Raw genomic sequence first — 15,177 nt, 5'->3', positions numbered from 1 at the left:
TTTAGCCCTGCTCTGCCACAATCAGATCGGCCAAATAGCCAACACTGGTTACGAAATAATAAGAACGATTCCAGTGCATTAAACTTTTGTAATTACTATAAGCCAAGAAGGCACGACCTTTTTCACCGTCAGGCATAATTAATGCCGCCGGCTGCTCACTTTTCGGTAAAGCGCTACCATTTAAACGGGTGACGCCCAGTTTGTGCCATTGCATCACACTGCGCTCAGAGGCATCCCAACGCTTTAACCACTCAGCACGGGCTAAACTGCCGCGTTGAATGGCATGGCTCGGATCAAAATTGGCTGGCAGTAACACTTCACGCCCCCAGGTTTTGTTGTTATCCCAACCCTGGTTTTTTAAATAATTGGCGATAGAAGCGAAAACATCCAGCTCGTTAGTCCAAATATCTTTTTTACCATCACCATCCCCATCTTGGGCATAAGCCATAAAAGAGCTTGGCATAAATTGGCTTTGCCCCATGGCGCCAGCCCAAGAGCCTTTCATGTTTTCAAGCGTGATATGGCCTTCGGCCAGAATATCTAGCGCATTATAAAACTCTTGGCGAAAAAAGGTTTCGCGACGCCCTTCATAGGCAAGGGTGGCTAAAGCAGAGGGAATGGAATAAGTGCCCATAAAACGGCCAAAGCTGCTTTCTAAACCCCAAAGCGCGATAATAAAGCGCGGCTGTACACCATAGCGTTGGCCAATTTGTTCTAGTTGCGGTAGGTATTGTTGATAACGCTCGCGCGCCATACGAATGCGGATTTCACTGACCCGCTTCGGTAAATAGGTGTTGAGCGTTTCAACCACTTCAGGCTGGCTGCGATCCGCGCTCACCACCCGCTCATGAAATTCCAGGCTGGAGAATACGGCATCTAATAAAGCAGCATCATAGCCTTTGGTTGAGGCTTCAGCTTTTAAGGCCGCGGTGTAGCTGGCAAAGTCGGGTTTAGCCACTTCGGTAGATTGAGCCACCTCAGTGTTCGCCAATGCCACTGAACTGCAAAGCCATAAGCCCGCGGCGGTAGTCAGGCGACGCCATGTTAATCCTGTCATACTTCTCTCCTTTATTCTTGCAGCGAAGACGCGTTAGACGCTTTATGTGCTGCCAGCAAATTTTCTGGTGGGGGCGGTAATTGTAAATAGTAGCCTTGCTCGGTTAAAGCGGCTTTCACCTTTTCGATTTCAACTTGGGCTAAATGTTCCCGTTTAGCTAAATTGAGCAAGGTAACCAGTTGCGGCTTACCGAAGCTTTGCAGTAATAAAGCGGGGACCTTTTCGAAGTCATCACGCTTTTCAATATACAGATAAGTGCCTTCTTTACGCAGGCTACGATAAATGGCGCATAACATAGAATAAAACTACTTCACTAACTTGCCTAACAGATAGCAAGACTATAACATGAAGCTCAGGTCTTGCGTAATGGCGCCGCTCGTCGGTAACGCAAATAATAACGCTGCAATGGCAGTAATAATAATAGCAAAAGCACTGAATTTTTATGTCTGAACACACCTTAGAGTTAAAGGGCAGTTTGTTCCCTTTGTCCGTGTTACATTGTACTGATCTAAGCATTCATACCCTTGAGCCCCTTCTCGCTGAAAAACTCGCCCAAGCACCGGGCTTCTTTTATCAGGCGCCTATCGTATTAAATCTACAAGATAATCGGAATGAGCCTGACTTTGTTGCGTTAAAACAGGTATTTACCAAATTAAATTTAGTACTGGTTGGTGTAACCGGTGCCAATAATGAGCAAAAAACGGCAGCGCAACAAGCGGGCTTAGCGGTACTACAAGCCGGTAAAGCGCCGGTCAAAGCGGCTGCAGCCGTCGTTGAAAAAGCCGTTCAACCGCAAGTACCACAGAGCACCATGGACAGCAAAGTGGTTGAACAAACAGTACGTTCAGGCCAACAAATTTATGCTAAAGGCGCAGATCTGATTATCAAAGGTGCCGTTGGCGCCGGCGCTGAAGTGATTGCCGATGGCAACATCCATATTTATGGCTCCCTTCGGGGTAAAGCCATTGCGGGAGCTAATGGTGATCATAGCAAACGCGTGTATTGTTTTAATATGCAGGCAGAATTAGTGTCGATAGCTGGAAACTACTGGCTTAGCGATAGTCTGCAAGGTGAATTTTGGGGCAAACCGGCCTGCATTAAATGGCAGGACGAGAGCTTAGTCATTTCAGAATTAGTGTAAGGATCGTCACTATGGCAAAGATTATTGTGGTTACATCGGGCAAAGGCGGTGTCGGTAAAACCACCTCCAGCGCAGCGATTGGTACCGGTTTAGCGTTGGCTGGCAAAAAGACCGTTATCGTCGATTTTGATATTGGTTTGCGTAACCTCGATTTAATTATGGGCTGCGAACGCCGGGTTGTTTATGATTTTGTTAATGTTATCAACGGTGAAGCGAATTTAAAACAAACACTGATTAAAGATAAACGCGTAGAAAACTTGTTTATTTTACCGGCATCGCAAACGCGCGATAAAGACGCCTTAACTCGTGATGGTGTTGAGCGTGTACTGAAAGAATTATCTGAAGATTTTGATTTTATTATTTGTGACTCGCCAGCGGGTATCGAATCAGGCGCAATGATGGCGCTTTATTTCGCCGACGAAGCGGTCGTGGTGACCAACCCTGAAGTGTCATCAGTTCGCGATTCTGATCGCATTATCGGTATGCTATCCAGCAAATCACAACGCGCCGAGCATGGTAAAGATGGTATTAAAGAGCACTTGCTATTAACCCGCTACAATCCTGAGCGCGTGTTAAAGGGCGAAATGCTGAGCGTTGAAGATGTCAAAGAAATTTTAGCCATCGAACTGATAGGCGTGATCCCTGAGTCTCAAGCGGTGCTCAATGCCTCTAACTCAGGCCAACCCGTTATTTTAGATAAAGACAGTGATGCTGGTCAGGCTTATTTAGATACCGTACAACGCCTGCTGGGCGAAACACGGCCATTCCGTTTTCTGACCGTTGAGAAAAAGGGCTTTATCAAAAGGATTTTTGGAGGATAACTAATGTCGCTACTGGATTATTTTCGTTCAACTAAAAAAAATACCGCCAGCACGGCCAAAGAGCGCCTGCAAATCATTGTGGCTCATGAGCGCAAAAGACGTTCTGGCCCAGATTACTTACCGCAAATGGAACGCGATATATTAGAAGTCATTCGTAAATATGTCGATATCCCTGCAGACCAAATTGCCGTGACACTGGAACAACGCAGTGATGAACTGTCAGTACTCGAGCTAAACGTTACTTTCCCCGATGATAAGCGCTAAGTAGCGCTTTTTATCCTAACTCTATGTCAAAGGAGCAGACAATGCGCAAGACCCTTATTGCCGCCGCTATCGTTGCCGCAGGCGTCGCTGGCTATTTCGCCCTCAATCAATCATCGACCAGCGCGAGTTCGTTTACCGAGCTAGACTACGTTCCTGCAGATACCGCGCTGTTTTCTGGCCAGTTTACTGCTCTGGATATCGTGTCTTATTTAAAAAGCCTCGGTATGTCACCGGCACAATATAATTCTGACGAAATGCAGCAAGCGATGGCCGCATTATCTGAGAATGGCTCGCCAGCATTGAAATTTGCCATAGCCTTATTTCAAGACTACCTGACCGTATTAACGTCACCAGAAACCTTTGTTGCCAACACCGGCATTATGGCCAAAACACGCTCGCTCAGTTATTTAGTTGGCGCGGCACCAGTGGTGCGTTTTGAAGTGTCTGACGCTTTAGCCTTTCAAGCTTTCTTTGAGCGCGCAGCGACCCAAAGCGGCGTCGTCTCTGAACAACGCCAATTAGGCGAGCACAGCTATCAGGTTTACCCGTTAGGTGATGCCATGCCTGGTTTAGAGTTGTTGGTCAGTATTGATCGCAGCTGGGGTACGGTTGTCTTACACAACACGCAATTATCGGCTGAGCACCGCGCGCAAAGTTTAGCGCAAAGTAAGCCTGCACAAAATTTAGGTAACAGCCAAAAGCTCACCGAAATGAGCAAAAAATATCAGCTGCATCAAGATGGTATTGGTTTTTTAAGTACCGAACAGTTGGCTTTAGCTTTCACCACTACCGATGGCAATCAATTAGCTAAAGATTTGCAGTTAACTTTTACAGATGGCCTACCTGCTGCGCTTGAAGTGTGGCACAGCGATGCCTGTCGTACTGATGCCGCCATGCTGGCGAAAACCTGGCCAGGTTTAGTGATGGATGCCAAAATTGCCCAGCAAGATAACAGCGGTTTACATATGAGCGGCACGATGCTGTGGCCTACAGAAAGTAAAATTGCTTTAGAAGGCATGCAGAGTATGCAAGGCTTTATCCCGTCGAGCTTAGCGGGTGGGATCCACCCGTCCATGTTCTACCTAGCCATGGGCACTGAGATCAGCCAACTGACCCCCGCTATTAGTAAAATGTGGGCTGGCATGACAGATCTGACGCTTAGCTGTGAGCCACTTGTGGCGATACAAGAGCAAATGAAAGCGCAAAACCCTATGATGATGTTAGCCATGGCCGGTATGGCTGCCAATGGCTTGCAAGGTGCTTCAGTAACCATTAATGGCTTTAGCATCGACATGAACACAGGGCAGCCAAAAGCGGCTGATGCCTTAGTCACCTTGTCGGCTGATAATCCACAAACCTTATTAGCGAATGCCAAAGCGATGTTACCGCCTTTGGCAAATATCACGCTGCCAGCCGATGGCGAAGACATTGCCGTGGCGGATATTTTCCCACCCGTCGCTATGCTTAATTTAGATGTGCGGCTAAAGCTAAGCGGTAATCACCTCTTGTTGTATGTGGGTGATAAAGCCACCGCTCAAGCACAGGTGATTGCTAAAGAAGCCTTAAAGAAAAACGGCATGATTGCTTTTGGTATGGATTATCAACAGTTCTTTGCCGCACTGGGTGAAATGTTTGCCATGTCAGGACAACCTATGCCTGCCGAGCTTGAATCGATGCTGCAATCAGATATGAAAATTGGCATGTCTGTTGGTGTCAACGAGCATGGTGTCGTGGTAAGCACAGAAATGAAGCTGGCGGACTAAACCCCGTTTAGCGGTTGTAACCGCCTGAAAGATACCTCAAGCCAGAGCCATGCTCTGGCTTTTTTATAGCTTGTTTAAGTTGGCTTTTCGCGATTGGCGCGAGTCACGCCAAGCATCATAGCTGTAACAAATCAGCCCCGCCCAAATAAAACTAAAGGTAAATAAGCGCTCGGCCGCAAACGGCTCTTGATAAAGCCAAACACCAAAGATAAACATAAAGGTTGGACCGATATATTGAAAGAACCCCATTGTTGACAAGCGTAAGCGACGCGCACCAGCAATAAAGCACAGCAAAGGGATCGTGGTCACAAAGGCCGCGGCCACAAGATAAGCGTTTAACGCCAAGGTGTTGTCTAACAAATTAACGGCTGAACTCTCTGCGAAGGTGTTCCAATACCACAGCGCCAGTGGCATTAACAATAAAGACTCAAAAAACAAACCGGTAATGGCATCGACCGCCAATTTTTTGCGTAACAAACCATAGATCGCAAAAGAACACGCCAAGGTTAAAGCGACCCAAGGCAAAGCACCAAAACTGATGATTTGCCACAACACACCTGCCGCTGCCAGCGATACCGCCAGCCATTGTAATTTACGCAAACGCTCGCCCAAAAACACCATACCTAGTAGCACATTCAGCAACGGATTAATGTAATAGCCTAAGCTGGCATCGAGCATGTGTTTATTATTCACTGCCCAAATAAATAACCACCAGTTGCCACCCAGCAATACCGCAGTCAACAATAAGCTAGCCAACATTTTCGGCTGACGAAACACCCTAAACGTGCTCTGTACTTGGCGCAGTGCGACAATCACCAAAGCTAATAACAGAAATGACCAAACGATACGGTGAATTAAAATTTCCGCAGCCGGGATATAATCAATCTGTTTGAAGTATAACGGGGCAATGCCCCATAAGGTATAAGCACTGGCAGCAAATACACCACCGAGTTTTTGTTCACGCGTTAACGACATAACCACCCCGTAAATTAGCGGCTGATTATACGCAGAACGCTGGGATGCGTCTGCCTCTATCTGCGCTAAACCCTGCCAGCTTGTTAGCTGCTGCATAAACACGGCAGTGAAAGATAGGGCGTTACATCAATATAAACAATAGCTTAAATAATGCAGACCTTAGGCAAAAAAAAGCGACTAGCCAAAGCTAGTCGCTCAAGATACAGGGAAAAGTATTTGAATAACGACTTAGTTAAAATCGTCTAATAAAATCAAACCCACATTACCGGTTAAACCTGCTCCATCACGAGCCACGGCGGTGTAAATCTTATTGGCAGCTAAGTCTAATGATAACGGCCCGATAGCAGCCGTTTTACTACCCGCTGGTGTTACCGTAACAAAGTAAGTTCCTTCGGCTAGCGATACATAACCGGTGTCAGCTTTAAAGGGTACAGCTGCAAACGCAGGGGTGGCAGCGCTGATATCATTAGTAGCAGTAACATAGATATCAACCGAACCGGCTAAGGTAGAACCATGCACAATACGCACTTGTGCCTCAGTGGCAACACGACGTGGCATATCCGCTAATACTAACGGCTCAATGCTATCATTTTGTAAAGAACCCACGGCTAACACACTGTAAAACGCCCCTGCATCTAAGGTCAGATCTGCATCGATAACCACTATACTGTTATCTGCCGCTGCGGCAACTTTGACATTGTAGGTATCTGGAGCAACACCCACATAATCAGTAAAGTCTGGGAAAGATAACGCCGAAACGAGTTCAAGACTGTCATTCACGATAACATCAACAGCAGGTGCATCAGAGACGTTATGTACGACGCGCACTGAAGAAGTGGTGTTAGCATCAGCCACATCAAAGAAGCTGCCATCTGGAGCAACCGCTAACAATGAGACAGGTGAAGCACCTGATAAGCGGTTATTGATTGCCGCTACCACTAAATCCGTGCCTGCGGCTAACTCTAAAGTACCTGAGTCAAATACAACGGTAGATTGGCCAGGTAGTGTAATACGGACACGATAGTTACCTGCAGGCACATCTACCGGCGCAGTAAAGTCTTTATAATCTAGAGTTGCTAAAGGTGCGGTTAAGGCATCCGTTGGCGCAGTAACATGCACATCCACAGTGGGTGCTGCTGAGGCCGCATGCACAACTTGTACACGGATGTTACCCGCAGCCAGTGGCGCAACATCAGAGGTAACCACTAGCGGTTCTAAGGTTTCATTTGCAACAGAGCCAACAGCAAATACGGTGTAGTTGGTCGCTTCGGCTAACGTCACACCCAATGGGCCAATCACTGTAGCGGTGCTATTACCTGGTAAAATGGCATCAACCGCAACTTGGTATGTGTCCGGAGTCACATTGAAATTTGCAGAGCTCTGTGCATAAGCCAAACCCGATACCGCGTTCGCGCCAAAACGAATATTGACATCAGGTGCATCTGACGAGGCATGTACAAACTTCAAGGTGGCATCGGCAACGGCAGCTGGCTGACCTGGTGGTGTGATGGTTTCATCATCGTTGCTGCTGTTACAAGCACTTAGGGAAAGCATTGCCACAGAAGCTAAGGACAGTGTTAATATTTTCTTCATCATTAATACCCTTTTAATTGATAAGCGGGAAAATTTACGCCGTCTCAAAATTGCGGGATCAATCGAAAAAGTTGACAAATATCGAAAAAAAACACCTATTTTTTACATAAATCCATTTAGCGTTAACGAACGTTGTTAACGAGTTAACTTAAAAGTCGACATGTGCTGGTTTGGGTAAAAACGGTTTTAGTAGCTCTGCACGCCAGCCTCGTAAATATTCAGGGATCGGTAATTGTGCACGTTGCTCATCGGACACCCGCCAACACCAATTAAAAAACTCATGTAATTGCCGACGGGTTGACAAAAATGCGGCGGGCAAACCACTATTGGCAGCGGCTTCTTTCACCGCCTGCCCCAGTTCAGCTAACACCACCTTTTCTCCGGCAAAACGATCAAGATGATAAAAACGTTGTGGACACTGCTCTGGCGCTAACGCTTTCGCCTGCTGAATTAACTCCACTAATAGTTTGGCATGTCGACGCATATCACGTGTCGCCATGCCGGGTATATTCAGTAAACTTTCTGGGGTGGCCGGGCGGCGTTTCGCTAATTCCAGCAACTGAGCATCTTTAGCCACTAAGCCCAGTGCCAGATCTTTGCTACTGGCATACTGAAAACGCCAACTTACGATGTCACGTAATACCGCTAATTCACGACTATTTAATTGGGTACTGTTTTTAATCTCTAAAAACTTAAATTGATCAGGCAATTGATGCTGGCGACGTAGCAATAATTGTTGCCCTTCTGCGAGTAAAACCTCGAGCTGCTGCGGGGTTTTAAATTCAGTGAGCAAACGTTGATACACATCGAGCAAGTATTTTACATCATTCGCAGCATACGCTAGCTGTGCGGGCGCTAATGGCCTGGCCAACCAATCGGTCCGCGCTTCACTCTTATCAATCACCGCACCGGTAATTTGCTCGACCAAACGAGCATAGCCAATACTCCCACCCCAACCGATCACTTCCGCTGCAAGTTGAGTGTCAAACAAGGGAGTGATCTGCGTAATATTAATGGTTGCAAAAGCTTCTAAATCTTCGGTGCAAGAATGCAAAATTTTACAAATATGCGGCGCTGCAAACAACGTTTGTAATGGCGTCCAATCATCAATCGCTAAAGGATCAACCAACGCAAAATGCTGGCCATCAAATAATTGAATTAAGCCTAACTTCGGTGACAGGGTACTTTGCCGGATAAACTCAGTATCAACCGCTAAGCTAGGCTGCTCGGCTGCCTGCAAACAAAAACGGGCTAAACTTTGATTATCACTAAGCAAGGACATGGTGTTCTCTCTTCAAAAAATAAAGCCGGCAATCGCCGGCTCTAAGTACTAACCGCGTAATTCGCGGCGTAGGATCTTGCCTACATTCGTTTTGGGTAATTCCTTGCGGAATTCTACCAGTTTCGGCACTTTGTAGCCCGTTAAATGTTGCTTACAGTGCGCGATGACTTCTTGTTCGGTTAAAGAAGGATCTTTTTTCACGATAAACACTTTAACCACTTCACCCGCAACGTCGTTTGCAACACCCACTGCGGCCACTTCAAGTACCTTCTCGTTCATGGCGACGACTTCTTCAATTTCATTAGGGAAGACGTTAAAGCCCGACACTAAAATCATGTCTTTTTTACGATCGACAATATAAAAGAAACCTTGCTCATCCATCCGGGCAATGTCTCCGGTGTAAAGCCATTCATCTTTAATGGTTTTAGCGGTTTCTTCTGGACGGTTTAAATAACCCAGCATCACTTGTGGGCCACGCACTAACATTTCACCTGACTCACCTGGGGCGACATCGTTACCGTTATCATCAATTAAACGGATATCCGTAGACGGTGCCGGTAAGCCAATACTGCCGTTAAAGTCTTCTAAGTTCACTGGGCTTAAAGTAACCAGTGGGCAGCACTCCGTTAAACCGTAACCTTCCAATAAGCGACTCTTGGTGACTTTTTTCCAGCGCTCGGCGACAGGCCGTTGCACCGCCATACCGCCACCCAGAGAGAGTTTGAGCGAACTAAAATCCAGTTTGTCAAAACCCGGCGTATTCAACAAACCATTAAACAAGGTGTTGACGCCCGTGATCGAAGTAAACGGAAATTTAGCGAGTTCTTTAACAAAGTTGGGCATATCACGTGGATTGGTGATCAGTAAATTGGTGCCACCGAGCTTAAAGAACACAAAGAAATTCGCCGTTAGCGCAAAGATGTGGTAAAGCGGTAACGCCGTGACAACATACTCTTTTCCTGCCACTAAAAAATGATCTAAAAAGGCACTGGCCTGTTCTAAGTTTGCCACCATATTGCGATGAGTTAACATGGCGCCTTTTGATACGCCGGTTGTCCCGCCGGTATACTGCAAAAAGGCAATATCTTCACCGCTGATGTTTGGTTTTTGCCATTGCAGCGCAGCACCTTCTTTCAGCACTTGTTTAAAGGGGATGGCTTTACGCAGTTGATAGGCGGGTACCAGCTTTTTCACGTGTTTCACGACGAAGTTAACGACCGCACCTTTGACACTACCTAACATATCACCCATTTTGGTTAAGATGACATGTTCAACTTGTAATTGTTTTTCTACCGCCATCAGCGTGTGCGCAAAGTTATCGACGATAACAATAGCTTTGGCTTTAGAGTCAGACAGCTGATGTTGTAATTCCCGAGGCGTATAAAGGGGGTTTACGTTGACCACGGTACAACCGGCACGCAAGGTTCCCATTAACGCCACTGGGTATTGTAAAAGGTTAGGCATCATAATCGCGACAGCGTCGCCTTTAACCAAACCCAAGGTATTTTGCAAGTACGCGGCAAAGGCTTGGCTTTGCTGATCTAACTCACGATAGGTAAGACTTTTACCCATATTGATAAAAGCGTCTTTATCGGCGTAAGTTTCAATGCTACGGCTAAAAATGTCGTTTAATGACGAATAATGATCGGGATCAATTGTTGCCGGCACACCTTCAGGATAACTCTCTAACCAGACTCTATCCACCGTCTACTCCTTTTTTGAAGTTTTTCTATCTGGTCGCTGTCAGGCATCTATGCTGTATTCTGACAAAACCATTTATCGTTATAGTTGTATTGATGTTATACAGTAATTACTGCGGCCATCTAAATACTGAGTTTTTACTCTAGGTTAATCATCCCATAAATGTCTGCAGCAGACAATCAATCTACGCTGTCGACGTCTTGCGGTTTAATAAATTTCAGTGTCATGCGATCACTTTCACCAATGTTTTGGTAAAAATCGCGATCTTCTTGTCCTAATGCCAACGTTGGCGGCAAGGTATAAACACCTTTCACATAATCTTTGGTATCTTTTGCATTGGCATTAATTTCACTGCGGTCAATTAAATGAAAGCCAATCGCCTCGGCAACCGCAATTAAATAAGCTTCATCGGTATAGCCTTCTACGGCATAACTGGTCAGTTCGGTTACTTTAGCGGCGCGGTGCTCCACCATCCCTAAGATACCGCCCGGTTTAAGTACCCGAAACATATTTTCTAACGTTGCTCGCAAATGTCCTGCCTGATCCCAAATATGTACATTGCGAAAGCTCAATACCATATCAAATTGGTCAGCGGCCAGCTGCGGAATAAAATTGGGAGGATCTAACGCGACGCGAGATACTTGGCCAAAAGTGGCTTCTTGCTGCAATATGCGCTGCTCTAAACGGTTGGTCAGTCGAGTCCAGAATACACTTTTTTCATCCGCATTATTGCCACCATCTAAACGAAAATGCGCAATGGTCAGTTGCCCTTCATCCTTTAAAAAGGGCGCCAAAATCTCGGTATACCAGCCTCGTACCGGCCAAATTTCTAAAACGGACATTTGCGGTTCAATACCAAAAAACATTAAGGTTTCAACTGGATGGCGGTATTGGTTGCGCTGCAAGTGAGCCTCGCCACGCGAACGACTCTCCGACAATTCGGTCAAACGCTGCTGCCATTCGGTGGCATTATTAGCAACGGTCGGCGCAGGCATTAACGCCAGCAATAAACCTAAAGACACTATGCTTGTTGTTATTTTTTTCATAGTAAAACCTTGTTACATAACATTATTAAGATGCGAACTCTGCATAAGGCACTGCGATCAAACAATCTGCTTTAAGATAACGCCCTATTTGCCCAAAAGTCCAGCAAAAGCACCCTGCATACTGGCATCATTTTTTAGCCACTCTGCCGCAAGCGCCTTGGCGTTGTCATATTCATCCTTTAAACTGCAACGCTTCTCTGTTGTTTAAATACACAAGGTATCTGATGCACGCATTATTATTGCTACCCGTAATCGCTTTTGCCTCAACCGCCGCTACTGCAGCGCCAAAAAATATTATTTACATGATTGGTGATGGTATGGGCCCCGCTTACTTAACGGCCTATCGTTATTATCAACATGAGGGGGAACTCCCTGTCGCTAACACGATATTTGATGATTTACTGAAGGGTACTGCCAGCACCTACCCTGACGACGATACCCTGGTTACCGACTCTGCCGCAGGTGCTACGGCTCTGGCCACGGGCGTAAAAAGCTATAACGGCGCTATAGCAGTCAATCGCCAACACATACCGATTGGCACTATGATGCAACTGGCGAAACATCAAGGTAAGGCTAATGGTGTGGTCGCAAGTTCTCAGGTTAACCATGCCACTCCCGCGTCCTTTTTAGCCCACAATATCAGTCGGCAAAATTACAATCAGATTGCAGACATGTACTTTGACTATCGGATCAACGGCAAGCCGGTAGCGGATGTGATTTTAGGCGGTGGCACTCAGTTTTTTATCCGTGAAGATCGACATCTGGTTAATGAGTTTAAAAACGAAGGTTATCAGTACATCGATAATTGGCAGCAACTTGACTCGCTGACCCGCGCACCGGCACTGGCACTGATGGCTGACGTTGCGTTACCTGCGGCACTTAATGCGACTGAACCGAGACAACTGGCGACACTGACCAGCAAAGCCCTACAATTATTAAGCCCTGCTGAAAAAGGTTTTATGTTGATGGTAGAAGGCAGTCAGATTGACTGGTGTGGCCACGATAACGACATCGCCTGTGCCATGGCTGAAATGGATGATTTTGCCAACGCTATCGCCGTTGCTAAAGCCTTTGTTGATGCCAATCCTGATACCTTATTAATTATTACTGCAGATCACGAAACCGGTGGCATGTCGTTAGGCGCGGCAGGCAAGTATTTATGGTTACCAGAGGTCATTAAAGGAGTATCAGCCACGGGTCGTAAAATAGCAGATGAGCTTAATGCTGCCCCCGATGACAACACCGCGTTAGCACGCTGGCTAGCTCTTACCAAGATCCAACTAACCAAAGAAGAACAGCAACAATTGTTAGCGGCTCGCGGCAAAGAGCAAAAAGCCTTACGCGAAGTGGCGGTTAAACTTGTGGCTCAATATTCTTACACCGGTTGGACAACAGGCGCCCATACCGCGGTGGATGTCCCTGTCATGGCTTATGGTAAAAACAGTGAAGATTTCCACGGCTTTATGGACAATACCGATATTGCTAAGCAATTAATCAAGTATATCAGTAGCCATTAAGCCTTAGCGGGCTTAAAAGCGCACAGTCGTTATTTTTGCTGGATAGTTAAGTGATTCTGAGACAACACTTAACTATCCAGTATTAACTTGCGCTTTGTTGTTTATTCACTACGTAGACCGGTTAATTGCTCGCGTAACTTTGGCGCACTAGTATCGTTGTGTAGCCATATATTAAAAAACGCGGGCCCAAAAGTGTTGTCTGCAACCACCCCTGTTTTGGTGCCATTAAAATAAAACTCAACACTCGAATCGGCTAACAGCACTGCCGCTAAACGATCACCTTCTTTCACATCTTGCCACAGCGTTTTTAATTGTTCAGCCCAATCAGCTTGTTGCTCAGTGGTGCTTTGTTTCAGCTTTTTCCACTCATCAACTGTTGCCTCGATGAACTGATCACGGCTAATCTTGCGTTTATAGGTTAACTCTAACAATAACGGCGAGCTTTGCTGGTAATCAACATAACGGCCATCGCGGGTCGCTAAACGTGCATCGTATAACTGCCAAAATAAATAACGGTAACTACCTTGGCCAACGGTCTCAAGTTGCGGTACCGCGAACAACGGGAATGACACACCCAATGCTAAAATAATACCCAATAACTTACGCATAGCCCCTCCAAATAACTTGCCAAAAGCAGCATTGTGATGCCGCCGACGATAATGTTTAGACTATTTCTGAGCCGAACCGTTCAACTCTTGCTGTGTGCTGGTCTCTAACAGGCTTGGGATCTTACCGAAAATCACGCCTAACAAGCCCCAGACTAAACATAAAACGATGTAAGAAGTCACGCCTGATGGGAAGCTCATGACACCGTCACTTAATGCCGCACCGCCAATATAAGACAGCGGCCCACCGGTCGCGCCCAAGGCAAAGCCCAGCCAAGGTTTTGTTAAGAAACGACTCATCACTTCAACCAGTGCTAACGCAAATATGGCCCACAACAAAATAAACCACAGTGGTAGCCAAGCCAATTGCGCAAAGCTTAGGATCCCTGTTGCGACTAATAACGAGTCAACACTGATACCTAAAATGGCAGCCGCCAATACCAAATAACGCGCCTTCATTGACGGCAGTTGCCAAAGACCATAAAGCAAATAAGCTAAAACCGGCCAAAAAGCCAATTGCTGAAAATAGACCAGTAAAAACCAACTTAACTCAAAGCCAATTAATACTCGCCAATTTAATTTAACCTTAACGCTGCTCATGATTGCTTCATCTTGGCTGCTAACTTACAGCGTAAACCGTAAGGCAACACACTCAACGTTTTTAATAAATAGGCTAAGCGTCTTGGAAAACGCAGCCGTAACTTTCCCGCTTCGATGCCATCAAAAATACGTTTAGCTGCGGCGGCCACAGGCATTAAGAAAGGCATCTGAAAATCATTTTTTTGCGTTAATGGCGTATCAATAAAGCCGGGTTCAATCAAACAAATATGAATACCCGTGTCAGATAAATCAACGCGTAAACTATCAACAAAATAACTGACCGCAGCTTTACTGGCACCGTAGGCTTCTGAACGCGTAAAAGGAAAAAAGTGTGCCATTGAACTGACAATTGCTAAAGTATTGCCGGCTTTTAAACGTGGTAATAACAGCTTAGTACTGCTAACAACAGCCTGAAAATTAATGGCAAAAGTTCGTGCAAACGCATCTAGATCAAGATCATTAGCCTCGACATATTCGCAATTACCGGCATTTAACAGCACCACATCAAAATGAAGTGCTGCCGGTAAACTGGCTTGCCATTCTTGCATTGCTGCATAATCTGTTAAATCTAAACTGACAGGGATAATTTTTTCAGGATGTTCAGCAGCCAGTGCCGCTAACTTATCTTCTGAGCGAGCCACCGCGTAAACCGTCCAGCCCTGCTGTGCATAATAGCTTGCGGTTTCGCGGCCAATACCTGAGCTCGCACCCGTAATAAGAATCTTTGCAGACATATTCACTCCTGTTATGTCGCTGAGGTCACTCACGCATTAGCCTCTATAAGCAAGGCCAAATAAATAGTAAGCGAGCAA

At 46.0% G+C, this 15,177-nt stretch carries 15 protein-coding genes; 5 read left to right on the top strand and 10 right to left on the bottom strand.

The window, feature by feature from the left end:
* Position 1: 1 nt before the first annotated feature.
* Both LMJ53_RS04620 and LMJ53_RS04615 read right to left on the bottom strand, forming a co-directional pair.
* Positions 2–1,057 (bottom strand): lytic murein transglycosylase, encoded by a 1,056-nt coding sequence (locus tag LMJ53_RS04620; RefSeq protein ID WP_229585017.1) that lies wholly within the window; start codon positions 1,055–1,057, stop codon positions 2–4.
* A gap of 11 nt (positions 1,058–1,068) precedes the next feature.
* Positions 1,069–1,353: a YcgL domain-containing protein gene (locus LMJ53_RS04615; protein WP_229585016.1), complete on the bottom strand. Its 285-nt coding sequence runs from the start codon at positions 1,351–1,353 to the stop codon at positions 1,069–1,071.
* Between the two features lie 146 nt (positions 1,354–1,499).
* On the opposite strand from LMJ53_RS04615, the gene minC reads away from it, so the two are divergent.
* From minC to LMJ53_RS04595, 4 genes are read left to right on the top strand one after another with little or no spacing between them, the layout of a single operon-like run.
* Complete coding sequence (minC, locus tag LMJ53_RS04610; RefSeq protein ID WP_229585015.1) at positions 1,500–2,198, top strand: septum site-determining protein MinC; 699 nt, start codon at positions 1,500–1,502, stop codon at positions 2,196–2,198.
* Between the two features lie 11 nt (positions 2,199–2,209).
* Complete coding sequence (gene minD / locus LMJ53_RS04605; RefSeq protein ID WP_229585014.1) at positions 2,210–3,019, top strand: septum site-determining protein MinD; 810 nt, start codon at positions 2,210–2,212, stop codon at positions 3,017–3,019.
* Between the two features lie 3 nt (positions 3,020–3,022).
* Positions 3,023–3,283 carry a cell division topological specificity factor MinE gene (gene minE / locus LMJ53_RS04600; protein ID WP_229585013.1) on the top strand — a complete coding sequence of 87 codons (261 nt, stop codon included), beginning with the start codon at positions 3,023–3,025 and terminating at the stop codon, positions 3,281–3,283.
* Positions 3,284–3,324: 41 nt separating this feature from the next.
* Entirely contained in the window at positions 3,325–5,046 is a 1,722-nt protein-coding gene (locus LMJ53_RS04595) for a hypothetical protein (protein ID WP_229585012.1), read from the top strand.
* A 63-nt stretch (positions 5,047–5,109) separates the two neighbouring features.
* Here the strand turns inward: LMJ53_RS04595 and rarD are convergent, their stop codons facing one another.
* The 5 genes from rarD to LMJ53_RS04570 form a co-directional block, all read right to left on the bottom strand.
* Positions 5,110–6,021: an EamA family transporter RarD gene (rarD, locus tag LMJ53_RS04590; RefSeq protein WP_229585011.1), complete on the bottom strand. Its 912-nt coding sequence runs from the start codon at positions 6,019–6,021 to the stop codon at positions 5,110–5,112.
* A gap of 228 nt (positions 6,022–6,249) precedes the next feature.
* Entirely contained in the window at positions 6,250–7,617 is a 1,368-nt protein-coding gene (locus LMJ53_RS04585; RefSeq protein ID WP_229585010.1) for a DUF4397 domain-containing protein, read from the bottom strand.
* Positions 7,618–7,762: 145 nt separating this feature from the next.
* Entirely contained in the window at positions 7,763–8,896 is a 1,134-nt protein-coding gene (rnd, locus tag LMJ53_RS04580) for a ribonuclease D (protein ID WP_229585009.1), read from the bottom strand.
* 48 nt (positions 8,897–8,944) lie between these two features.
* Positions 8,945–10,600 (bottom strand): long-chain-fatty-acid--CoA ligase FadD, encoded by a 1,656-nt coding sequence (gene fadD / locus LMJ53_RS04575; RefSeq protein WP_229585008.1) that lies wholly within the window; start codon positions 10,598–10,600, stop codon positions 8,945–8,947.
* 176 nt (positions 10,601–10,776) lie between these two features.
* Positions 10,777–11,643 (bottom strand): class I SAM-dependent methyltransferase, encoded by an 867-nt coding sequence (locus tag LMJ53_RS04570; protein ID WP_229585007.1) that lies wholly within the window; start codon positions 11,641–11,643, stop codon positions 10,777–10,779.
* A gap of 224 nt (positions 11,644–11,867) precedes the next feature.
* Here LMJ53_RS04570 and LMJ53_RS04565 point away from each other — a divergent pair, with 224 nt between their 5' ends.
* Positions 11,868–13,160, top strand: a complete 1,293-nt coding sequence (locus LMJ53_RS04565) for an alkaline phosphatase (RefSeq protein WP_229585006.1) — start codon at positions 11,868–11,870, stop codon at positions 13,158–13,160.
* 101 nt (positions 13,161–13,261) lie between these two features.
* Here LMJ53_RS04565 and LMJ53_RS04560 read toward each other — a convergent pair whose 3' ends face one another.
* Genes LMJ53_RS04560 through LMJ53_RS04550 form a run of 3 tightly spaced genes read right to left on the bottom strand, consistent with a single transcriptional unit; the run spans position 13,262 to position 15,099 of the window.
* On the bottom strand, positions 13,262–13,768 hold the full coding sequence (locus LMJ53_RS04560) for a chalcone isomerase family protein (protein ID WP_229585005.1): 507 nt from the start codon (positions 13,766–13,768) through the stop codon (positions 13,262–13,264).
* A gap of 60 nt (positions 13,769–13,828) precedes the next feature.
* Positions 13,829–14,365 carry a DUF2878 domain-containing protein gene (locus LMJ53_RS04555; RefSeq protein ID WP_229585004.1) on the bottom strand — a complete coding sequence of 179 codons (537 nt, stop codon included), beginning with the start codon at positions 14,363–14,365 and terminating at the stop codon, positions 13,829–13,831.
* Positions 14,362–15,099 carry an SDR family NAD(P)-dependent oxidoreductase gene (locus tag LMJ53_RS04550; RefSeq protein WP_229585003.1) on the bottom strand — a complete coding sequence of 246 codons (738 nt, stop codon included), beginning with the start codon at positions 15,097–15,099 and terminating at the stop codon, positions 14,362–14,364. Before LMJ53_RS04550 ends, LMJ53_RS04555 begins: the two co-directional genes overlap by 4 nt.
* Between the last annotated feature and the right edge of the window lie 78 nt (positions 15,100–15,177).

It is taken from the genome of Rheinheimera sp. UJ51, assembly GCF_020819615.1.
Classification (GTDB): domain Bacteria; phylum Pseudomonadota; class Gammaproteobacteria; order Enterobacterales; family Alteromonadaceae; genus Alishewanella; species Alishewanella maricola.
This window is presented reverse-complemented; position numbering and strand designations above follow the sequence as displayed.